Source organism: Prevotella denticola (assembly GCF_900454835.1).
GTDB lineage: Bacteria > Bacteroidota > Bacteroidia > Bacteroidales > Bacteroidaceae > Prevotella > Prevotella denticola.
Window position 1 is genome coordinate 481404 of record NZ_UGTM01000002.1, and the last position, 22717, is coordinate 504120.

The 22717-nt window shown below is 52.4% G+C and carries 12 protein-coding genes and 1 pseudogene; 5 read left to right on the forward strand and 8 right to left on the reverse strand.

Features of this window, described 5'->3' with window-relative positions; genetic code table 11:
• Positions 1 to 64 precede the first annotated feature (64 nt).
• The 3 genes from DYH27_RS10050 to DYH27_RS10060 all read left to right on the forward strand — a co-directional run bounded on the left by DYH27_RS10050 (position 65) and on the right by DYH27_RS10060 (position 5635).
• The gene (locus DYH27_RS10050) at positions 65 to 1348 is read left to right on the forward strand and encodes a Na+/H+ antiporter NhaC family protein (RefSeq protein WP_029216504.1); all 1284 of its coding nucleotides are present in this window, start codon (positions 65 to 67) and stop codon (positions 1346 to 1348) included.
• A gap of 79 nt (positions 1349 to 1427) precedes the next feature.
• Positions 1428 to 2243, forward strand: a complete 816-nt coding sequence (locus DYH27_RS10055; RefSeq protein WP_013671869.1) for a hypothetical protein — start codon at positions 1428 to 1430, stop codon at positions 2241 to 2243.
• 434 nt (positions 2244 to 2677) lie between these two features.
• Entirely contained in the window at positions 2678 to 5635 is a 2958-nt protein-coding gene (locus tag DYH27_RS10060; RefSeq protein WP_025067209.1) for a TonB-dependent receptor, read from the forward strand.
• A gap of 80 nt (positions 5636 to 5715) precedes the next feature.
• Here the strand turns inward: DYH27_RS10060 and DYH27_RS10065 are convergent, their stop codons facing one another.
• Genes DYH27_RS10065 through DYH27_RS10075 form a run of 3 tightly spaced genes read right to left on the reverse strand, consistent with a single transcriptional unit; the run spans position 5716 to position 10637 of the window.
• Positions 5716 to 6357 (reverse strand): ABC transporter permease, encoded by a 642-nt coding sequence (locus DYH27_RS10065; RefSeq protein WP_013671871.1) that lies wholly within the window; start codon positions 6355 to 6357, stop codon positions 5716 to 5718.
• On the reverse strand, positions 6347 to 7072 hold the full coding sequence (locus tag DYH27_RS10070) for a DUF5932 domain-containing protein (RefSeq protein ID WP_029216503.1): 726 nt from the start codon (positions 7070 to 7072) through the stop codon (positions 6347 to 6349). The genes DYH27_RS10065 and DYH27_RS10070 overlap by 11 nt, the downstream gene beginning before the upstream one ends.
• On the reverse strand, positions 7059 to 10637 hold the full coding sequence (locus DYH27_RS10075) for an ATP-binding protein (RefSeq protein WP_025067210.1): 3579 nt from the start codon (positions 10635 to 10637) through the stop codon (positions 7059 to 7061). Before DYH27_RS10075 ends, DYH27_RS10070 begins: the two co-directional genes overlap by 14 nt.
• A 444-nt stretch (positions 10638 to 11081) precedes the next feature.
• Here DYH27_RS10075 and DYH27_RS10085 point away from each other — a divergent pair, with 444 nt between their 5' ends.
• Complete coding sequence (locus DYH27_RS10085; RefSeq protein WP_029216502.1) at positions 11082 to 11735, forward strand: master DNA invertase Mpi family serine-type recombinase; 654 nt, start codon at positions 11082 to 11084, stop codon at positions 11733 to 11735.
• 27 nt (positions 11736 to 11762) lie between these two features.
• Entirely contained in the window at positions 11763 to 13082 is a 1320-nt protein-coding gene (locus DYH27_RS10090; protein ID WP_081640763.1) for an Eco57I restriction-modification methylase domain-containing protein, read from the forward strand.
• Here DYH27_RS10090 and DYH27_RS13700 read toward each other — a convergent pair.
• The 5 genes and pseudogenes from DYH27_RS13700 to DYH27_RS10110 all read right to left on the reverse strand — a co-directional run bounded on the left by DYH27_RS13700 (position 13079) and on the right by DYH27_RS10110 (position 22495).
• On the reverse strand, positions 13079 to 13600 hold the full coding sequence (locus tag DYH27_RS13700) for a TaqI-like C-terminal specificity domain-containing protein (RefSeq protein ID WP_317047483.1): 522 nt from the start codon (positions 13598 to 13600) through the stop codon (positions 13079 to 13081). The genes DYH27_RS10090 and DYH27_RS13700 overlap by 4 nt on opposite strands.
• Positions 13601 to 13876: 276 nt before the next feature.
• Positions 13877 to 14395 (reverse strand): annotated as a pseudogene (locus tag DYH27_RS13705) (Eco57I restriction-modification methylase domain-containing protein); the annotation flags it as partial.
• 18 nt (positions 14396 to 14413) lie between these two features.
• Entirely contained in the window at positions 14414 to 15673 is a 1260-nt protein-coding gene (locus tag DYH27_RS10100) for an ATP-binding protein (RefSeq protein WP_025067214.1), read from the reverse strand.
• Between the two features lie 132 nt (positions 15674 to 15805).
• The gene (locus DYH27_RS13605) at positions 15806 to 18970 is read right to left on the reverse strand and encodes an Eco57I restriction-modification methylase domain-containing protein (protein WP_025067215.1); all 3165 of its coding nucleotides are present in this window, start codon (positions 18968 to 18970) and stop codon (positions 15806 to 15808) included.
• Between the two features lie 9 nt (positions 18971 to 18979).
• Positions 18980 to 22495 (reverse strand): helicase-related protein, encoded by a 3516-nt coding sequence (locus DYH27_RS10110; RefSeq protein WP_029216562.1) that lies wholly within the window; start codon positions 22493 to 22495, stop codon positions 18980 to 18982.
• Positions 22496 to 22717: the final 222 nt, after the last annotated feature.

A 22717-nucleotide genomic window follows, 5' to 3' on the forward strand; every position in this document is an offset into this window, starting at 1 on the left:
CCATCCCCGCTTATCATCGCCCATCATCGCCCATTATCGCCTATCCCCGCCCACAGAACATCCAATGACAGGAAACAGGAAAGGACTCCTCGCACTGAGTCCGTTATTCGTATTCATCGTGCTCTATCTGGTCACGTCTATCGTGTCCGGCGATTTCTACAAGGTGCCGATTACCGTGGCATTCATGGTCTCCAGCATCTTCGCCATTGCCGTCTCCGGAGGCTATCCGCTCTCGAAGCGCATAGAAATCTACAGCAAGGGGGCCAGTACGGACAACATGATGATGATGCTCTGGATATTCGTGCTTGCCGGAGCCTTTGCCAACTCGGCCAAGGAGATGGGCAGCATCGACGCTACCGTCAACCTGACGCTGTCGGTCCTGCCGGGCAGCCTGCTGCTGCCGGGGCTTTTCCTTGCCGCCTGCTTCATTTCCATCAGCATCGGGACGAGTGTCGGGACCATCGTCGCCCTGACACCCATCGCTGCCGGCGTCGCCACCTCGACAGGCAGTTCGCTGCCCTTCGTCGTGGCGGTGGTGGCAGGCGGGTCGTTCTTCGGCGACAACCTCTCGTTCATCAGTGACACGACGGTCGTCGCCACACGGACGCAGGAGTGCAAGATGGCCGACAAGTTCAAGGTCAACTTCTTCATCACCGCACCGGCGGCCGTCCTCATCCTCCTTGTCTATGTTCTCATGGGCGAAGACCTGCATACGACAGGGCAGGCTGCATCTGTCAGCATTTACAAAATCATCCCGTACATGGCCGTCCTCCTCTGTGCCGTCTTCGGCATGAACGTGATGGCGGTGCTGACCATCGGACTTGTCCTGACAGGCACCATCGGTATCGTCGACGGCACTTATGATGTCTTCGGCTGGTTCTCGAGTATGGGAACAGGTATCACGGGCATGGGCGAACTGATCATCATCACGATGATGGCAGGCGGAATGCTGGAAATCATCCGTGAGAACGGCGGCATCGACTATCTCATCCGCATCGTCACACGCCACGTCAACGGCAAAAAAGGGGCAGAACTGACCATTGCCTTCCTCGTGAGTCTGGTGGACATCTGCACGGCGAACAACACGGTGGCCATCCTCACCGTGGGCGGCATAGCACGGCAGATCGGCAACCGGTACGGTGTGGACAGGCGCAAGGCGGCCAGCATCCTCGATACCTTCTCCTGCTGCGTTCAGGGGCTGATTCCGTACGGCGCACAGCTGCTGATGGCTGCCGGACTGGCCAAGATCAATCCCGTGAGCATCATTCCTCATCTGTATTATCCCATGGCACTGGGCATCACGGCCCTGCTGTCCATCCTCTTCCAGTATCCCCGCCGCTACTCATAGCATCCCTCTCATCCCTCTCATCCCCGCCTCTCCCCGCTTATCATCGCTTATCATCATGCAAACAATCGATTCTTCTTCAATGGACATCATACAGCGTAATTTCTTCCGCATCCTCTGTTCAGGAGCGTTCGGCACACAGTCGAGCATCGAACCGATGTCACCTTTCAAGTGGCGGAGACTCATGCAGATGGTGGAGGCACAGCAGGTGATGCCGGTATTTGTCAGCGGCATTGTCAAACATACGTCGGACGAGGGACTGAACCTGCCGGACGATGTCATCGGGGACATCAAGGCGAGAATGAGCGAGAGGAAAGCACTGGCGGCCCGGATACCGAAGACAGCCCGGCTCAGCAGCACGTTCCTGAACCGCAGGTTGAGGAACCTCATGTACAACGAGCTGCACAGTATCGACACCTCTGTCGAGGCTCTCGATATGCTGAAGCTCATTGTAGCCAACTCAGAGGTAATGCTCACGCGCGGCATGAATTTGGGAGGGATCATCACGATGGGCGAGTATCTGCGGACACGCGGCGACAAGGTCGACTTCGTCAAACTCGACGGCTGGCTGACGGCATTGCAGCTCCACGGTATGGCGGAACTGCAGGGCAACGTGCTTATCTCGGTCTTCGGTTTCGAGCAAGACGAACTGCCCTTCGTCGCCAGGACCGACCAGAAAGCCTATCGTCTGACACTCCGCAGCGTGTCGGACCTGGCGAAGGACACGGCACAGGAATGGCATTTCAGGCAGAACTCCGCCGGCTTCGTGCAGAACAACAACGCCGTTCTCCGCCGCAACCTCAGCCGGAGTCTGCGTTACATGGGCTATGCGCCGGTCGAGACAACCAGCAATTTCTTCCACAACTTCGTCAGAAGCCTGTCCGAAATCGAGGAGTAAGACCGGGGAGGACACAGTACACAATGACGACTTCCTGTTGCCTGTCCCCGCTCATCATCGCTCGTCCCGTCTGTCATCGTTTTTCCGGGACAGTAGATCTTTCAAGAAAACAAACTGCTTCTATCCGATTATTATCATGCTTAACGTGATCCGTACTGAGCCTTGACACCATGGGTGTACACCCTCGACACCATTCGTGTTTGCCCTCGGCACACTGACAGCAAAGAATCAGTGTGCGTAAATGATAGCCCCCATCGATTATCTACAAGTTCGTTTTTTCCTGCCCGGCATTGCCCATCTCTGTTATCATCGTCCCTTCCCGCCTGTCTCCCCTCCCGTTGAAAAACGCTGAAAAACACTCCCCTTGATTAAACCTTGTCATGTCTCAGGCGTCATATCTCACGTTTTAGTTCAGATAATCAGAAAAGACATTTATGGTAAAAAGACTGTTGATACTTGTCCTCCTGCTTCCCGTCACCGTGGCGGTGCTGGCGCAGAACAGGACAATTACAGGAACACTCTATGACGGAGAGATGAAGGAACACGTGCCCTTTGCCGTCGTCCAGCTGCTGAAGCAGGACAGCAGTTACGTAGTAGGAGCCACCTCCGACGAGACCGGTATGTTCAAGGTGACTGCCCCGGCAAACGGCAGATACATCCTGAAGGCATCGTATGTAGGCTACAGGACGATCTTCCAGAACGTAACGATTGCCAATGAGCAGGATGTCTCCGTCGGACAGCTTGACTTCCAGACAGACGCACACACGCTGAAGGAGGTCAAGGTGGTGGCGAGCGCACCGAAAGTGGTCGTGAAGGCCGACACCTTCCAATACAACGCCTCGGCCTACCGCACACCGGAGGGCTCGACCATCGAGGCACTGGTGAAGAAGCTGCCCGGGGCGGAGGTGTCGGACGACGGGACAATCAAGATCAACGGCAAGGAAGTGAAGAAGATTCTCGTCAACGGAAAAGAATTCATGGTGGGCGACACGAAGACCGCCATGAAGAACCTCCCCACTTCCATCATACAGACCATAAAGGCCTACGACCAGCAGAGCGACCTCACCCGTGTGACGGGCATCGACGACGGCAACGAGTCTACGGTCCTGGACTTCGGCGTGAAGCAGGGGATGAACAAGGGACTTTTCTCCAGCATCGACCTCGGCATCGGGACGAAGCACCGTTATTCCGAACGCGGCATGGCGGCCTACTTCAACGACAAGTTTCGGATGATGGGATTCGTCTCGGCGAATAACATCAACGACATGGGCTTCGGCGGCGGACCGCGCGGCGGCTTCGGCGGTGTACGGCAGGGACTGAATGCGACGAAGATGGTCGGCCTGAACATGAACTACGACAACGGACAGTCGCTGCAGTGGGATGGCAGTGTGCGGTGGAATCATGCCGACGGCGACCTGGACGCACGCATCGCTGCGGAGAACTTCGTGGCGCAGCAGGGCTCTTTCTCCAACCGCCTCTCACAGCAGTACACCCGGACGAATTCCTGGGACGGCCGGTTCCGTCTGGAGTGGCGGCCCGATTCGGTCTGGAACATCATGTTCCGCCCGAATATACAGGTCAGCAAGAACGACGGACAGACTGTCAGCACGTCGGCCGCCTATAGCGCCGACCCTTACGAGACCGTCGACGACCCCTTGTCGGCAGCGGCCATTGCACAGCTCAAAGCCAGGGGACTGATGGTGAACAGCCAGCAGAATACGACCATCACCTACGGCGACAACGCTTCGCTGGGGGCGATGCTGCAGGTGAACCGCCGGCTGGGGAAAAAGGGACGGAACGTGACGCTGCGCATGGACGGCGACTATACGGATGCCGACTCCAGGACTTTCTCGACACAGGACCTCCAGTATTTCCAGCTGCGGGACGCACTCGGCAACGATTCCACCTACCGGGCGTACCGGTTCAACCTCATGCCGACGAAGAGCCGGGATTATGCTGTGCAGGCGACTTACAGCGAGCCGATAGCCCGGAAGACCTACCTGCAGTTCAGCTATCAGTTCAAGTACGGTCTCTCGAAGAGCAACCGCGATACCTACGATTTCTCGGCACTGCCCGCAGCGACATTCAGCGGTGTGCATCCGGCTTACCGCGCGTGGAACAGCTATCTCGGTCTGCTGGCACAGCCGGTGGACAGTTATCTGGACGGCAGTCTGAGCCGTTATTCGGAATACCGCACCTACACACACGACGTGCAGGTGATGCTGCGCATGATCCGCAGCAAGTGGAAGATGAACGTGGGCGTGATGCTGCAGCCTCAGCGTTCCACTTACAGGCAGGATTATCTCGGTGTACACGTCGACACGGCACGGACGGTGGTGAACTGGAGCCCGACGTTCGACTTCCGTTACCGTTTCAGCGAGCAGAGCAACCTGCGCATCAATTACAAGGGAACGGCGACACAGCCGACGATGAGCCAGCTGCTCAATATCACCGACAATACCGACCCGCAGAACATTTCCGTGGGCAACCCCGGGCTGGAACCGGCCTTCACCCACCGTTTCCGACTCTTCTACAACACTTTCCGGCAGAGCCATGCACAGGCACTGATGACCTTTGCCAATTTCTCCGCCACACGCAACGCCATCGGCAACAGCGTCAGCTATGATGCGGTGAGCGGAGCACGTACGGTGAAACCCATGAATGTGAACGGAAACTGGGATGCCGATGCGGCTGTGATGTACAATACGAGCATCGATTCGGCCGGTGTATGGAACATCCATACCTTCACGCGTGCCGGTTTCAACCGTTATGTCAGCTTTCTGCAGCCGGACTTCGCAAGCAGTCTGCAGAAGAACATCACGAAATCGCTGACGCTGGGCGAACGCCTCGCCGGCAGCTACCGCAACAGCTGGCTGGAACTGGAACTGGACGGGTCGGCCGACTTTACCCGGACGAAGAACAACCTGCAGAGCTTCAGCAACCTGCATACCTGGCAGTTTGCTTATGGCGGCACGTTGAGCCTGAGCCTGCCGTGGAACATGAGCCTGTCGACCGATCTTCACCAGACCAGCCGCCGCGGTTACAGCGATGCCTCGCTGAACACGAACGAGCTGCTGTGGAATGCACAGCTGTCGCAGAGCCTGCTGAAAGGCAATGCGCTGACGGTCAGCCTGCAGTTCTATGACATCCTGCACCGGCAGAGCAATCTGTCACGGGTCATCAGCGCCGTGAGCCGTACCGACACGGAGTACAACAGCATCAACAGCTACATCATGCTGCGTGCCACCTACCGGCTGAACCTGTTCGGCGGCAGGAATGCCATGCCGAGACCGAAGGATGCGCCGCCTTTCGACCATCGAGGACCCGGCATGGGCCCTGGTCCTGGCCCGGGTGCAGGCGGCGGCCGGCCACCGATGGGCGGCGGCTTCTAAGATTCAAAGGCCAATCATCCCCCATCCCCGCTATCACCACCCATCTCCACTTACCATCACCTATTCTCGCCTATCCTCGCTTACCACATGAACACATACAGCAGCGACATATACAGCTGCACGCCGATGACGTAGGCCGGTACGATCCGCACCCCGGCCTCCAGCCCGCCGACGAGTACCCGGTGCATACGTGCGACACTGTCCACCGTACCGCTCGCCACGCCGTACGACAGCGACATGACGATGAGGACGAACGAAAGCGAGGGGATGAGGCTCGACGAGAACGCACTGGGGAAGAGTTCGCCCGTCACGCTCAGGAGGATGGCGTGGGGGACGACGGTGAGCAGCAGCATGATGACCACATAGACCATAAACTCTGCCAGTGCCAGGCGCAGGCCTATCCGTTCGCGGTAGTGCAGCCCCTGCCGGCCGTCTGTGCTGTCCCGTCTGTGCAGCAGCCCGGACATCTTCGTGCAGAAAGCGGCCCAGAGCCGGCTGCGGACGCACGCTCCCACGGCCATCGCCGCCGTGATGAACCATGCCAGCAGCGGTGTCAGCTGGTTGGCGGTGAAAGAACCGAAGAACCACCGGACACCCTCGCTGCTCAGCAGCGAACGGATGGGCAGCTCGGGGAAGGCCGCCGTGATGAGCCAGGAGAGCAGGATCAATGCCAGCTGGGCAGTGACGAACACGAGAACGGTCCAGCCCAGCTTACTCTTCATCCGCATGGAGGTTGTCGATGTCGATGATGCGCAGTTCCAGTGCCCTTACGACGAGGCGCGTCGCGTTGACGCTCATGCCGTTGTTGCCGTCGGGGAAGAGTTTCTGCACAAGCTCGTTCTGCCGTTTCTCCAGACTCTTCACGCCGAAGGGCATTCCGCGCAGGTTGGTGATCTGTTCCTTGGTGTAGCCCAGGGCGAGATGGCGCAGGAAACGCTCGTCGTACTCGTCGATCTCGTAGCTCACCATGGCCTCCTGGTGCATGAGCATGCTGCTGACGCTCTGCTTGAACCGCCCCACGATTTTCTCGAGGATGGGCTGGTTGAACACCATCCGCTTGCCCGACATGACGCTCGCCACATCGCCCCGCGTGAGCAGCTCGCCGCTCTTCAGGCAGATGCCGTCGGCACCGGAGTCGAGAACGTCTACCCACAGTTTCTCGTTCAGTATTTCGCCCGTGAAGATCAGCACCTTCACATTGGGGTAGCCCTGCTTGGTCTGCCGGCAGATTTCCACGCCGACGGTCGTCGATCCGCCCAGTCCGAGGTCGAGCAGGACAAGGTCGGGCAGCTGCTGCTTGATGAGTTTCCAGTAGGCGGTCTCGCTCTCTGCCGTCCCGATGATTTCGGCCTCCGGAATCTCGTTTCTGAAGATGCCTTCCGTCCCTTTCAGTTCCAAGGGTACATCTTCGACGATGATGACTTTAAAATTCTCCATACGTATTTTTTCTTTTTGTTTCTTGATTGTCTTTTGACAGGACGATCTGCACACGCACGCCTTCCGGTGTCGCCGTTGCCGATATGCCGCAGCCTCGCCGGTTCGTCGCCTCGCCGTTGTCGCGTACGATCTGCCGGCAGATGAAGGACATCAGATGGGCGGCCGAGGGCTGGAACAGCTGCCGGCACGCCTCGTCCGGCAGGTGGAGCGCAGACATCAGGACGTGCAGGACGACATATCCCGGCTGTCCCTCTCCGGCACTGACGGCGAGGGGCTGGCTGTGGTTGCTCTGGTACAGGATGTCGAACAGGTAGGCGATGAGGACGGGGTCGCCGCTGACCGCCGGTGCGGTGTCGACGGGGGCCGTCAGCTTCGACCTGCTGACGAGTGTGGTGAGGTCTACGTGCCGTGCGATGAGCTTCACCGCATCCACCTGGTGCATGGCCTGTTGGCTCAGTATCAGGTAAAGCTCCTTGTAGTAGACGGCCAGTTCGTCGATGGCCTCGAGCTGGGCGTCAGCCCCGTCGACGAGCTGCCGAATGCGCGAGGGGTAGTACATCGTCTCGTGCTTGAGCGTCGACAGGCAGTTGTCGAGGATGCTGTTGCTGATGTGCAGGCGTTCGTTCTCGTATTCGACGCAGCGCACCTCGTCCTCCAGCATCTCGAGGTCGGCCTGGCTCTTCTGGTCCTCCTCGACCGATGCGTGGAGCGCGTCTCTTATCTGCGTGACGATGGCCAGCAGACGCGGCGGGAACCTGTCGCTTGCCCCGCGCTCCACCTCCCGGAGCTTCTCCTCTTCGCTGACGTCGCTGAGGAGGATGGTGTTGATGTGTCTCACACGCTCCAGACAGAACTGGTAGGAGAGGCGGCGGCGGTAGTACATCACGTAGTAGACGGGGAAGATGGCCAGCAGGAAGAGGACAAGCAGGGCGATGGCCACGTTCTTGTTCGTCTCCGACTTCATCATCATCCGGCAGTACTCGCCCAGCGACCTGTCGGCGTAACGCTCCTTGAAGAGGTGGGTATAGACGGAGTTGTTGTATCGGTAGAGGTCCCACTCGTGCAGGGCGAGTGCGGCCACTGCGCTCTCGTTGCGGATGTCGAGGATGACGCTGTAGTCCATCGGCACGCCCTCGTGGAACCATTTTATTTCCGGCGGGATGTTGGGGAGGGGCCCCGTCCGCTTCATCAGTTCCTTTCCCTTGGGGCGCAGGCGGAGGTAGAGCCTGTTGAGATAGTATCTGCAGGTGTCGGCGTAGGCCAGCGTCTGGGCGTAGGAGCCGTTGATGTTGGAGAAGTAAGCCGAGTCGGCGTAGATGCCGGCCAGGGTGCCGTAGTCGTGGCGGGCCAGTGCCGCCGCCTTGTCGATGTCTCTGGCGGTGCGTGCGGATGCCGCCGCCAGGGGGCAGACGGCAAGGAGGATGCCGGCGACCGTGCGGCCGATGCCTTTCGGCAGGCGGAAGAAGAAGCGGCTTCCCCTGCCTTCACGGCTCTCCACGCCGATGCGGCATACGGAGAAGATCCGGCTGATCTTGCGGTACTTGTTGATGATGCCGTTGCAGTTCATCAGCCCGAAGCCGTGCGAGGTGCTGTCCGTCTGGTCGTGGATGGGCTTGTAGTCGAAGATATGTGCCTGCTGCGTCTCGGTGAGTCCGCAGCCCGTGTCGGCGACGGAAATCTCCACATAGCCGTCGCCCTCCGCCGCGCTGACGGTGAAGCTGCCGCCTGCCGGGGTGAACTTCCGGGCATTGTCGGCAAGGGTGTTGACCATGAAGAGCGTCAGCACCCGATCGGCCTTGACGACGGCGGTGCTGTCAGCGACACGGAGGTCTATGCCTTTCATCTGGAATCCCATGCGTCCCTTCTTCACGATGTCGAACACCTGCTGCACGGGGAAGCTCTCGATGTGGAGCGACAGGCGGCCCTGGCGCAGCTGGATCCACTCCGTGAGCACGGCGTTCAGCTCGTTGATCTTGTCGGTCAGTTCACGGATGTACGTGTAGCGTTCCGCCTTCAGCGTGTCGCTCTCGCCGCCTTTCTTCAGCATGGCGATCTCGTGGAGCATACGGTCGATGAGGGGGATGACGCTGTTGACGAGCGACACCTTCGCCCGCTGCTCGAGGTTCTTGCGCCGGTTGTCTACAAGGTGGATCCGGTTGAGGTCGAGCTGTTCCGCCGTCTCGTCATACCGTCCGGCCACTTCCGCCCGGTGTATTTCGTTCTGCCGCCGCCACTGTTCGAGCGGCACCAGCAGGTCGTCCAGCGACTGCCGGCTGTCCCTCCTCCGCCGCAGGTAGTGGAAGAGCACCAGCAGGGCGAAGACGATGAAGATGGAGAGTGCCACGGCGGCGATGATGAGGTTGAGCTGCTGTGAGGTGCGGTCAAGCTGCTCGGCGCGCGAGGCGAGGTAACGGTCCTGGCGGGTCTCGTCCTGCAGGTCGAGGTAGATGTTGCGGTTGTAGTCGCTCTGCTGCTTGTCGTTGATGGCGGAATAAGCCACGCTGAGCTGTTCGCGGATGGAGGCGACGAGGTCGGGGGCCTGGCGGATGGCCGGGTTGCTGTTCAGAGCTTTCTGCAGGCAGAGGATGGCCGATCGGTAGTCCTTTATCTGCCAGTAGCAGGAGGCCAGCGTACGGTAGGAGCCGGCGGTCTGGTAGACGTCGCCGTACTGCCGGAAGATGGCGAGCGACCGCTGCGCGAGGTTTCCGGCCAGCAGGCTGTCGGGCATGTGGTCGAGGTTGAGGAACTGGAACGACGGCAGGTTGTCGCGCATGAGCGTCCGGCGGTTCCGGTCGTTGACGAGGTGTTCGCTCAGGGCCTGCAGCGAGTTCGCTTCCCAGTAGGGGTAGCCGTGCCGGCGTGCGAGCATGTAGCAGTGCATGAGGTAGTCGAACTCGCGCTGGTTGATCTCCGCCTGCGTCCCCGTGGTGATGATGCCGCCTGCCCCGATGTTGTAGTAGTAGGCCAGAAGCTGTGCCATGTCGGTCTGTATCTCGCCGTCGGGGTTGATCTGGCGGATGGCTCTGACGGACGGCTGCTCCAGTCCCACGTAATAATAATAGGTGGACGTGACGATGGCGAATTCCGTCCGTGCGTAGACCATGCGCCGCCGCTGCCGGTCGGAGAGCAGGCGTTCGTCCTCCTCGATGCGGTGGAGCCGCTTCTGGGCTTTCTCGTAGTAGTCGTAGAATTCCTTGTTGAGCGACTCGCGCTGGCAGAGACGCATGAGCTGGATGTCGGCCACCAGCAGCTCCACCTGGTTGTCGGTTGTCCGGAGCACGGAGTCGAGCCGGGCGTAGGCCTCCGTGAAGCGCATCTTCATCAGGTCGGCGAATGCGAGGTTGTTCAGGGCCTCCGCTCTTCCGGCATCGTACCGTTTCGCCAGTCCGTACGCCCGCCGGGCATACAGGCCGACGGAGTCGAGGTTGCGGTAATGGAAGGCGTATGCCTTTTCGTTGCAGGCATCAGCCTCCTGCTCGTGGGGGACGCTGCATGCCGCCAGCAGCAGGGGCAGCAGTGCCGCCGCCCATCTCCCTGCCGTTCTGTATAGCCTTCTTGTCTTCATCTGTGTTGTTTTGCCGTTCGGAGGTGCTTCCGTGAAATCAGAGGCAAATATACAAAACTTTTCCCGAACAGGAAACAAGCCGGGGGATAATCTGAGCGGAGCGGGAACGGAAGCCGGTGCGGAACGGGCTTTTCCCCCTGTGCTGGGCCATCGGGGGCCGGGCGGAATCCGAAAGGGCCTTACCTGCGTTGCAGAAGGGCCTTGTCTGCACCTCAGAAGGGCCTTGGTTGCACCTCAGAAAGGCCTCTTCTCGATGCAGTCTGTAACCTTTTGTGATACAGCGTGTTGTGAACCGACGTGCAGAGACGTGCGGAGAGGACCTGCCGGGGAGGACTTCCCGGAATCATTCAGAAAGCGGATGGCGTGGGGAAGAAGACTGCCGTCCCACAATTTTACGGTCCCGGTCCGTTTCTTATACAAAGTGGTTTTAAATTCAATTTATATATGATTTACGGTTACATCAGAGTGAGCAGCGACAAGCAGACGGTGGAAAACCAACGCTTCGAGATTACCCGGTTCTGCGAGGGACAGGGCCTGGAGGTGAATGACTGGATAGAAGAGACCATCAGCGGGACGAAGAACTATACGAAACGCCAGCTCGGCAGACTGCTGAAAAAAGTCGGAAAGGACGACATCATCATCTGCAGCGAGCTTTCGCGTCTGGGGCGCAGCCTTTTCATGATCATGGAAATCCTGAACATCTGCATGACCAGGGAGTGCCGCGTGTGGACCATCAAAGACAACTACCGCCTCGGGGATGATATCCAGAGCAAGGTGCTCGCCTTCGCCTTCGGACTGTCGGCGGAGATAGAACGGAACCTCATCAGCCAGCGGACGAAGGAGGCTCTGGCAAGAAAGAAGGCGGAGGGGGGGATACTCGGACATCCCCGTGGCTTCCGCTGCAGACTTAATCCCAGATGCGCCGGCCGGCATGACTATATCGTGAAAGAACTGGCCAAGGGAACGGAAAAGACGCTTATTGCTCGGAGACTGAAAGTGTCAAAGACGACTTTCTACCGTTACCTCGTTTATGCAGGTCTCCACCTGCCTGTAAATTGCCGGCAGGGAGGATGGAAGGAGCATGGCGTCTATCATTGACCCTCAAAAGAGGGCTTCGACATTGTCATCGGCAATCCGCCGTATATTGAAGCGAAAAAACTAAAATACATTGCAAGCACTCTTAAAGGAAAATTTGCTGTATATTCTGGCACGGCAGATTTGAGCATTTATTTTAACGAGTTAGGTTTGAATCTCCTTGCCGAAAAGGGAATTATATCATACATCACCACCAACAAATTCTTTAACACTGGGTATGGTGAGAAAGTAAGAAGTCAACTTTCTTCTCAACACATCAACATCATTCTCAACTTCGAGCAAGTAGAAGTATTTGAAGATGTTTTGGTTTCAAGTGTGATCTTTAATGTTTCTAAGCGAAACAAGAAACCAAAGAACCTCTTTATTTATGAGAAGTTTTATAAACTAAAGTTTCAAGAATTTAAACGGCAATTTGTTGAACGTCAGAATGTATTTGGTGTCTACTCTCAAGACCATCTCAATAACAAGGAGTGGTCGTTTTCTGATATTAGCCAGTTAATGTTGAAAGAGAAAATAGAAAAAAAACATTTACTTTTAAAGGATGTTGAGGGTGTGAAGATATATCGTGGGGTTACTACTGGTTATAACCCTGCATTTATCATATCGAATGAGCAACGTGATAGTCTTATAGCAGAGGATTATAAAAATAGCCAAGTTATAAAGAATATGCTACAAGGGCGTAATATTAGAAAGTGGTATTACAATGAGAGTAAAGAAAATTTGTTATTTATTCCATGGCATTTCCCTTTAGAAAATAATAATATTTCAGGTGCCTCCATTGAAGCGGAAAACGCTCTAAAAGAACAATACCCTTCAATTTATTACAGGTTGAGTCAATATAAAAATGAGTTGGCTTCAAGAAATAAAGATGAAACAGGCATAAGATATGAATGGTATGCCTTGCAGAGATGTGCAGCAAGTTATTATAGCGAATTCGAGAAATCAGAGAAAATTATATGGGGACTTACTGCTGACAAATGGGCATTTACTCTTGATATAGAAAAGAATTATTTGCCAAGTAATGCTTATATACTGACTTCAAAAAACATTCCTATAAGATTTATTCTTGGATTGCTAAATAGTAAATTGCTGCATTATTACTTTAGTTTTATTGGTGTGATGACAGCAGGAGGGGCGTATACGCTTAAAGCAGCTACAATAGAATCACTCCCTATTGCTATAGGGACAAGAGAACAACAGAAAGAAATTGCATTAAAAGTAGACAGCATCCTTAATGCCAAGGCAGCAGACAAACAGGCAGATGTTTCTTCTATAGAAAGCGAGATAGACCTCCTTGTATATGACCTGTATGGATTATCTGAGGAAGATATAAGAATAGTGGAAGGTTAAAAACCCTCCACTATCTTTATCTCACCCTCAGATAGACCATAAAGGTTATATATATGACGATCAATTGAGTTTTCCAAGTCTAATATGTTCGCTTGGGGACTCTGTTTTTTTTTGGTAAGAATTGCATTAACTAAATCTATTATTGGTTGTTGAAGAGATAAATCAATCAATGGCAAAGGAATTCCCTGTAAAGGAACTTTATCAACTTGATAATTACTCCCCTGCATTTTCCCCTTATGACGAAGCCAAAAAGCAACTAACTTGGAGTTTAGAACACCTGTGAGAAACTTCATATTCCATCGTGAAGTCTTGATAGAAAAAAATGTTTGAGAAACATAGCAGTCAAAATCAGAATAGGAGAAACAGGGACGCTCAACACATTTACGAAGGGATATTATTTTTTCACCTTGAAAGAATTTTTCTTTTCTACAACGATGTAAGCCATAAGGTTTATTGTCAGATGTAAAAATATCAATAAATTGGTCAAGATGTGCCTTTATATGGGGGTAATTATCCATACTATCAGCTTTCTTAAATGAAGAGTCAGTATAGATCAACCATTTTGAATTTGAAGGTATGGTACAATATCTTCCAACCTGTTCTGTAGAGAAATATGGCTTGATGATACTTTTCTCATTATCCGTTAGGTTTAGTTTGTTCTTCTCGTCATAAGACAAACCAAAGATGCCGCTTCCTATCGGAAATCTATTCTCTAATTTTGCAGCACCCTTTTTGTTTAAGAAATCTTGTGGAAAAACAATTCCTTGAGCAACTTCATCATCTTGAAGATAAACTTTGTTCTTAGATATTTTGTCGAATATTACATTTTTTTCAGAGAAAGTAAAAAGTTTGTTGGCAAACTTTGTGCGATTAAACTTTTGTATTCGATATATTGTTCTACGAATTTGCTTGTTAAGCAAAGCGAGCATATCTTCCTTGTTTGCACCTTCCATCAATATACGATAATCAAACCCATAGTTATCTGCAGTTGAGTTTTTCTCAAACAACATAATCATTGTTTGTATATCTGCATTTTCAAACACCATATAAGTATTGAAATCAAGCATTTGCAGAATACGGGCATCAGACACTATTTTACTTCGCATTTTCTTTGCACCTGCACTTGTTGTCCAATTGTTTTGGGCAATAAAACAAAGGTGTCCGTTTTGGCAGAGCAGGTCTATGCTGTGACAAGCAAAACCATACCATAAATCCATTTTCCCCATATAATACGAGCTTGCTTCACGGAACCCATCAAAGGCATGTCGGTTTACGTATTCCTTTACATACGGTGGGTTCCCGATGACAATGTCGAAGCCCTCTTTTGAGGGTCACAGTATCTGTTCACTTCGCTTCAGCAGGAAATCAAAAATGTTCAGGATGAGTATGCCGTCATCGTTGCGGAAAGTGGGTTGCATGCCTCCTACAATAACAACTTTCTGAAAACTATCTTTAATCTGTTTGAGCGATCGTAGTTCTTGTTTCGTTTTTTCTTCAGATGGCAAAGCGTAAGCCGACTGGATGTAGATTCTGTCCTGCCCTCTGTTGCATACGAAGTCCACTTCAAGCTGCTTGCGTTCACTTTTTCCATTTGCGTTTTTCGTATTTTGGGTAACCTGCCCTACATCCACAGAATAGCCACGCATCCGCAACTCATTGTATATAAGATTCTCCATCAAGTGTGTGTGTTCTGTCTGGCGGAAATTCAATCGGACATTGCGTAATCCCAAGTCTTCAAAATAGTATTTTGCCGGAGTATCAATGTATTTACGACCCTTGATGTCGTAGCGAACGGCACGCTCCATCAGGAAAGCGTCCTGCATGTAGTCCAGATAAGTCTTGACAGTATCTCTGGTGATGGTACTCCGCTTTGCAGAATGGAAGGTGTTCGCTATTTTCTGTGGATTGGTAAGGCTTCCGATGCTACTTGCCATGACGTCAATGAGTTCTTCCAGATCATCATCGTTTCGTATGCTATACCTTTCTTTGATGTCGACAAGGTAGGTATTGGAGAAAAGCTGTTGCAGATAGCCCTTCTTCTGTTGTTCTGTGGCCATCGTTACCGTTTGGGGCAATCCTCCCAAAAGCATATATTCATTGAGGTGTGTTTCCAAGAAAGGCGCATCTGGCTTCACCGACATATATTCGCTGAAGCTCAATGGGTGGATGCGTAACTCATCGCCCCTACCACGGAAGGTTGTCACAACATCTTTTGACAGGAAGCGTGCATTACTGCCCGTGACATACACATCTAATTGTGGATTTTTCAGCAGCGTATTCAGCACCTCCTCAAAACGGTCAAGCAACTGTATCTCATCTATGAGTATAAAGTATTCCTTCGTATCTGTTACCCTTTGGCTAATGTAATCCAACAAGGGTAAAGGGTTTCGATAACGCTCATTATAAATGTTCTCCAAATCCAACTTGATGATTTGGGTGTCATCTATCCCTTGTTCTTTAAGATACTGGCAGAAAAGTGTAAAGAGCAGATACGATTTGCCACTCCGACGCAATCCAGTAATGATCTTTACCATTCCATTGTGGCGTCGGTCAATTAACCTTTGCAGATATATTGGTCGTTCTATATTCATTCCTATTAGTTATTTGTGCGTAAAGACGCATTCTTTGCGACTGCAAAGATATGGCTATTTTCTCACAACATCAAGATTTTATTCGTTTTTTTTGCGTAAATACGCATTAACCAATAAAATAGGGAGAATGCATTATATGTATAGTGCGGAAACCATCTGATTGACTTTCTGTTGCTCCGCTTCACTGTCTTGCCCGCCATGTATCTTTTCCATGATGATTCTGACGAGCTGAGCTATCCCCTCTTGCTGCTTGGGAGTCGCAATAGGAATAGGCAGATTGCGTATATGCTCGGGGTAGATGTGATAATCTCCGCCTCGTTGGTCAGCCAACAATTGACCAGCCATTGAGGAATTGAGGACACCCAGCAAATAAAGCAAGTCCACTTCACCTGACAACGCTTCCATCTCTGCACGAGTGTGTTTGCAGAATTTCTTGATACTTGAAGATATGCTCTTGTTGTTAACACCTTTCAGATCCTTCCAAAGAATAGCACAATAGATAGAGTGATTGTGCAAGAAATGTTCTTCTGTATCAATTGTCACATTGATAGTCCCCAAACAGTTCATAATCAGTTTGGGGCAGTCGTACAACTCACGAAAAGTCTGACGACTCAATTTGTCAGGACATCGTTCTGTATTCCATTCAAGAAAACGGACACGCTTTACTTGGTACTTATCTATATCTTTGGCTTCTATGTATTTTCGACAATGAACTTCATCATATATATTGCTAATCAAGTCTTCTTTCTTAAAAGCTCCTTTTTCAATGTTCTCATTTGCATTAAGTACCATTCCTTTACTGATATAGCAGAAGTCACCCAACACATTCATGTTGGCAAAACGATTTCCAGTCCTTCTTTCTTCTGTCAAGTTCCAGACATATTTATTTTCGTCCTGTTTTAATGTTTCTGGGGACTTACGTAACACGTTACGGAATGTCTTGTCTCCAAATAATTGAGTTATGCGAAGTTCACCTTTTGGTGATGAGTTCTGAATGAACGGTATACAGTTGCTCACAGTTGCGTTCTCAAAAATCTTTGTACCGTTCAAATCTGCAATTTCCAATAGGCAATATTCTTCCACAATCATCTTACGGAGTTTCTTACCATACTTCTGGTTTGTCAAAGGATATGGCACTATCATCGAAAAAACACCATTGGGAGAGAGAAGCTGCAATCCAAGTTCCATAAAGGGAACGTATAAATCCCATTTCTCATTGAGCGATTTATACTTTTTGCATGCCACAATGCGCTGCCTCTGTTCATTCAATTCAGGTGATGCAATCTGTGTCGGTGCGCTGATGTATGGAGGGTTGCCAATAGTAATGTCGAATCCACCCTCTTTTGAGGGTCGGGAGAATACGTCGTGGAACCATGTGTGCCACAAGAAGAACTGGCTGTTGGCAGCGAGGTCAATGTCTCCGAAATCGACGGTGATACCCTGTTCGACGAGTTCTTGCTTTACGATTTCAGCAATTTGCTTTCTCAGTTCAACTTTTTGGGTATGTTCCGGGCAGGCATAATACTCGTCAAGTCTCTCGCAAAGCTGTCTGCGGGAATCGTCTACCAGATTTCCGAAGAAGGTTACAGTCTTTTCGGCCTCTTCCTTTCTTCCGGTCACAGCGGAAAGGTCTACCCCCTTGTACTGTTCCAGCAGGGAGTTCCCCTGCATGATTTTGAAGTCAAGGTTAGGCAGTGCCTCGGGCGACTTCTCGTCGACGATCAGCGAAAGCCAGAAGCGCAGCCGGGCGATATCCACCGCCCCCCTTTCGATATCTACGCCATAGATATTGTTCTGAATAATGTGCCGTTTGATGTCGGCCGCATTCTCCGCTACGTCCGGCTCGATGGCTGCCCGGCAGAGGAACAGTTCGCGCAGCAGTCCCATGGGGAAGGCTCCGGATCCGATGGCCGGATCGCATATCTTCACGTCACGGAGTTTCTGGTCGAGGACTCCTTTCAATCCGTCCAGCTGTTCGCCGTCGTGTGTGGTGACGAACCGGCGGATGCGTTCCCTGTCTTCTTCTGTCTGACCGGTCTGCAGGTAGGCGATGAGACTTTCTCGGCACATGTACTGTACGATTTCCTTCGGTGTATAGAACGCACCTTTGTCCTTGTTGTCTTCCAGCAGGTTCTCGAAAATGCGTCCGAGCATTTCGGGGTCGATTCCTACTTCGGCATCATCAGGGTCGTTCTCATCGATGGTGAAATTGTATCGCGAAAGCATAGTGAGCAGACTGTCAAAGTATTCGGCAGGAAACTTTACCGTCTTTTCGTCAAGCGGGTCGCGTTCGAAAAGACCGCCGTTCAGATACGGAATTCTGCAGTTCCGGAAGCCTTCCACCTTGGTATCGTACAGGTCGTTCCTGTCGGAACGGTCACAGTCTAAACCGTCGGCGAACAGTCCCTCCAGCACCTCATCCAGGAAACTGTCTTTCTGCTCTTCCGAGGCATTCTCGAAAAGATGGAGCATGAAGCTGCGGTCGCCGTCTCCCCAGTCTTTCCCGGCCGGCACACCGAGCCAGCCTTTCTTCTGTAGGAAGTGCAGGAATACGATACGTCCCAGGAGTTTCTTTACATAGTCGCGTACCAGCTTGTCATTGCCGCCGAAGGCAGGATATAAGGTCGGGTGGGGGGCGTGCGTCTGGGCCTCCACATACTTTCCACCCTTTTTCACATAACGTTTTCCCGTAATGTATTCAACGAAGCTGTCATATTCCGACTTGTATTTGCCAAAGAACTCGTTGGACAGTGCCTCGACATTAAAGGCATTCTCAATGTCTTTTACCTCTATAGGGCCATGTTTCTCATAAAGTTTCATGAAATTCTGTCCTGCTGTGTGGCATGACTGTTCAGGACCCAGCAGGAACGTATAGCGTTTGCTGTCAGTAGCCGTTTTCCTGTCTCCGCTGATATGGCAGAAGGTGAAACGCCAGTCCCACCGTACGTCATTTTCGTAGTGGAACAGCATGAAGGCGCAGGAGTAAGTCCCCATGATGGAGCGGACGAGCCGCTGGATTCCTACCCTGTTGCGTTCCATCCTGACCCTGTCGCTGACCGTCACGTCGAAGATGTAGAGGGGTTCGACACCTACTTCTATCTTTCCTACCTGCCTGACGCTGCGTATGCCAAGTGTCTCGGATGTTTTCCTGTATTCGTCCTTCTGATTCAGGAACTCTGTTTCATGACCATCTTCAAAACTGTCTTCTCCGAAGATCGGGAAGATGATGTTCTCGAGGAACGACCTGCTGCCCTGGTACCGGTCGCTTAAATACGTCTGTAATAAATTCTTGTCCATCCTGCCTGTTTACTTGATTGTTCCTAAAACGATTGTAGCCTCACCCTGTCTGCTCTCTACGTTGGCGACGAGCCTGCCGATCTCCCGTTCCAGTATTTCGTCGATGTCCTGCTGCCCGATGGCAAACAGGCGTGAATCCTTTTCTCGCAGCTCCTTTCCGATGACAAGCATCTTCCTGATGATGTCGGCACTGCCTTTGTCTGCAAGTTTCCTTGCATTCTTCAGGAGAGCCTTGGATTTCGCGGAGACCGGACTGCTGTTATACAGCTTCACGATGACCTCAAGAGCCTGTGTGCGTTTGTCTCCCGTCCTTGGCCTGCTGATACGCACGAAGTACTGATTGTAAGTCCTGATGGCTTCCGATGCCAGCTGCTGCCAGTTCTCCGGCAGGGGCACACGTCTGGCATCTTCCTCTGTCCGCATCTCTTCAAGCAGATCCAACAGGGAAATGATTTCGGCATTATGGCGACCGTCCTCCGTTTGACGTATTCTCACGGCAAGTCTTGCGGACCGGGGGGCTTTTACGACAAAGTAGGCTGTCCCGCAATCTGCCTGGGCGATCTGCCAGCCGTCCTCCGCCTGTTCGATCCGGGCATAGCGTTCAGGGTGGGTGTTCTTGTATTGTTTCAGTTCATACACATATTTCTGCAGAGGCGACTCTTCTCCGTCTACAGCCTTGGCAAGGTTGTAGTGCATGATGTCTTCCTCCTCCGAGAAGATTTTGCTGTCCCCTCCGAACAATAGGTGGAACGACTGCAGTTTCGTGTGTGCCTTGCGGACAAGCTGTATCTGGGCGTCACCTTCCGCACTCGGCATGAAGTTGTAGACGTAGACAAACGGCTCTTTGCTGCCGATGCGGTTCACACGTCCTATGCGCTGCATCAGGCGGGTCGAGTTCCACGGAGTATCATAGTTCAGGATGACATTGGTCCGGTGCAGGTTCACTCCCTCTGCCAGCACCTCGGTCGTGATGATCACATCATAGTCGTCCTTCCATTTTCCTTCGTAATTGGCGTCGAAGTTCTCTTCTATCGTGTGCTCCATCTCGTCGCGGTTGGCGGCGGTGATGACAAGTGTCTTGTAGCCTTTGGCCTTGACGGCTCTCGCCAGAGAACGGACGGTGTCGATGGCCTCGGAGAAAATGACCAGTTTGCCGGATGTGTTCGTCTGCGGGTTGAACAGCTCGGGTTTTATCTTCTCCTTGAACGCATCAAACTTGGGGTCTTGGGAGTTTCTTGCCCAGCGGTCATACAGGTTTGAGATGAGCCGGTGGTCTTCCTTCAGCTGGGCAAAGTATTCCTCCTTGAAGTCTTTCCGCCTGTATTCGGCATTCTGTCCTCTCTCATTCCGCCCCTGCTCCGTGAGCCGGGTTATTTTCTTCCTGATGTCTTCCACGCAGTCATTGAAAGTAAGTTTCTTCTTCTGCACCTTGCCCTTCTTTCGTTTATTTTTCTTTTCTTGCTCCTTGTTCTTTGTTTCAAAATCGAGTTCTTTATTGACATCGATTTGCGGACAGACGAAGATGGTGTCATTCTCCCACATCCTGATCATATTCTCCGTATAGCGGCGGAGGTTGAGCAGGGACTGCGTGAAAGCTGTAAACGAACTTTCCAGCCGCTTTACGAGCAGGATCTGCATGATGGTGGCGAGCTGCTTTGCCACATCGCCTACGCTGCGGTTGCCCCGTCCGGTGTGTTTCTTTTCGTTGGCAGGGTCGGCAAAGTACTCGATGGCACGGTAACGGAAATATCTCAGCCATTCATCAGTCTGCATCTTTTCCTTCTCGGTCGGGGCGATGATGGTCATGGTGTCAGAGAAAAGCGTTGCCAGTTCCTCGTCCATGATGTATTCAAGGTTGTTCGGTCCGACAATCTTCGGGAATACCAGGCCTTGCGCTTTTATGTCTTCTTCATAATACGTCTCGACGTCGGTTCTTGTCCTGCGCTCAAGGATGTCGCTCAGAATGCAGTCGCGGAGTTTCCTGGAGACCTCGTCGAGCCGTCTGCGGCGTTCGTCTGATGGGATGTCATAAATGAGATCGCCTGTGGTAGCATCTGCTTCAGGCTTGCGGATAAGCAGGTCGTATTCTCTGTTTACGTCGGCAAAGAATTTTTCAATGTTACCGCCTTCAGCCTTCTTCAGTGTGCTGTCATTATGGTTGCGTTCGAAAAGATAGATCTGGTTCTTTAGATCGTTGGGGCGGTTGTTCTGCGGTGTGGCAGAAAGCAGTCCGATGTATGGATATGTCCCCGTATCGGCACCGATTTTCTGTATCAGTCCGTCAAGCGACTGGTACATCAGCGTGGCACTGTTGCGGAACTTATGGCTCTCGTCAATGACGATAAGCCCGTAGTTTTTGTCTTGCAGCGTTTCGCCGAACTCTCCGGTATCTCCGCTGTCATCATCTTCCAAATCCGCTCCTTCTGCAAGATTCCCGATGCGTCCTGTGGTGACGAAGTCAATGTAGGGTGCAATCTTTTCTTCAGCATCCTTGTCGAACATCATGATGGTTTTCTTCCATCCAGACTGAATGGCCGGTGGGGTGATGACCAGCACCTTGCGCTCCCGGCCGTCATCTTCAGGAACAGAGAGAAAACGTTTTATGATCAGGATTCCGATGATGGTCTTGCCGAGGCCCACGACATCAGCCAGCATGAAGCCGCCGTGTTCGTGCATGATGCCGATGCACCGCTTGACTGCTTCTATCTGGTATTCCAGCCTGTGGATGCCGGCGGGCAGGTAGGACTGAATCTGTTGGCCGAGCGACTTGTCAACCACTTCTCCGAACTTGATTCGGAGCAGCTTGATATACAGCTCGTATGGGGTAAAAGGTTCTTCCATGACTTTTCGGGTGATGGGTGCCCGCTTCAACACCTGTTCCAGGAACTCCTTGTTCCATGGCTCTGACATATTCCACTTTTCATCGAACCACTGCACATGGGTCTTATGATTGGGAATGGGCGCCTCTGACAGCACCCGGACCACATCTGTCTCCAGATAATTCAACTCTGCGTTGCCTTGCAGTCCTTTTCCTGTAAAGTTGGAACTGCCGATCAGGCCGTATCCTTTACCGGCATCGCGGCCATCGAAGATATAGCATTTGGAATGAAGGAACTGTGCGGCATTGTCTTTGTTCTTTCGGAATATGCGAATCTGTATTTTGGAACCGTCGTCTTCGGTGCAATACTCCAGAAGAAGCCGCACCGCATTCTCGAATTCAGTCTTCGGCTCAAGTTCGCACAGGTCTGTACGGATGAAGTCACCAGGGTAATCCATGTCCCTGTACTTGGGATTCCTGACCTGAGACGCATACACGTACGGGTCTTTTCCGATGAGCAGCAGCAGCTTTGTCCCTTCTTTCCGCAGGAAGGATCTGATGTCGTCTGCCAGCAGAGCAAGTCCCGGAATGTCCCAGTATCCTGTTGCGATCCTGACAGTGAGAATACCTTCAGAAGCCAGACAGTCCCTCAATGCCTGAAGCATTGAGAGCTGTGCTGATGAGTTGTCTATCAGTGTATTATTCATGTGCGGTTTTTTTATCGTTTTCGAGATGTTTGTCTTTGGGAAACCGGGATGTTGTGGCTTCTGGAAACTGGGGCATTGTGTTGTAAGGGATTCTCTCCTGCCCCGTCATAGAACGGCGGTCGCTTGTCTCAATGTTCCTATGCCGGCCGTACCATCGCCGCATCGTAACAAGGTGGATGACTTCCTCGGCATGACGGAATCCATTGCATCGTATTGCAGACA

Excerpts from the sequence above, each read along its gene's own strand:
- DYH27_RS10100 (WP_025067214.1), bottom strand. The coding sequence starts at position 15,673 with ATGAATATAGAACGACCAATATATCTGCAAAGGTTAATTGACCGACGC.
- DYH27_RS10085 (WP_029216502.1), top strand. The coding sequence starts at position 11,082 with ATGATTTACGGTTACATCAGAGTGAGCAGCGACAAGCAGACGGTGGAA.
- DYH27_RS10070 (WP_029216503.1), bottom strand. The coding sequence starts at position 7,072 with ATGGAGAATTTTAAAGTCATCATCGTCGAAGATGTACCCTTGGAACTG.
- DYH27_RS13605 (WP_025067215.1), bottom strand. The coding sequence starts at position 18,970 with ATGGACAAGAATTTATTACAGACGTATTTAAGCGACCGGTACCAGGGC.
- DYH27_RS10110 (WP_029216562.1), bottom strand. The coding sequence starts at position 22,495 with ATGAATAATACACTGATAGACAACTCATCAGCACAGCTCTCAATGCTT.
- DYH27_RS10075 (WP_025067210.1), bottom strand. The coding sequence starts at position 10,637 with ATGAAGACAAGAAGGCTATACAGAACGGCAGGGAGATGGGCGGCGGCA.
- DYH27_RS10065 (WP_013671871.1), bottom strand. The coding sequence starts at position 6,357 with ATGAAGAGTAAGCTGGGCTGGACCGTTCTCGTGTTCGTCACTGCCCAG.
- DYH27_RS13700 (WP_317047483.1), bottom strand. The coding sequence starts at position 13,600 with ATGGATAATTACCCCCATATAAAGGCACATCTTGACCAATTTATTGAT.
- DYH27_RS10050 (WP_029216504.1), top strand. The coding sequence starts at position 65 with ATGACAGGAAACAGGAAAGGACTCCTCGCACTGAGTCCGTTATTCGTA.
- DYH27_RS10060 (WP_025067209.1), top strand. The coding sequence starts at position 2,678 with ATGGTAAAAAGACTGTTGATACTTGTCCTCCTGCTTCCCGTCACCGTG.
- DYH27_RS10055 (WP_013671869.1), top strand. The coding sequence starts at position 1,428 with ATGGACATCATACAGCGTAATTTCTTCCGCATCCTCTGTTCAGGAGCG.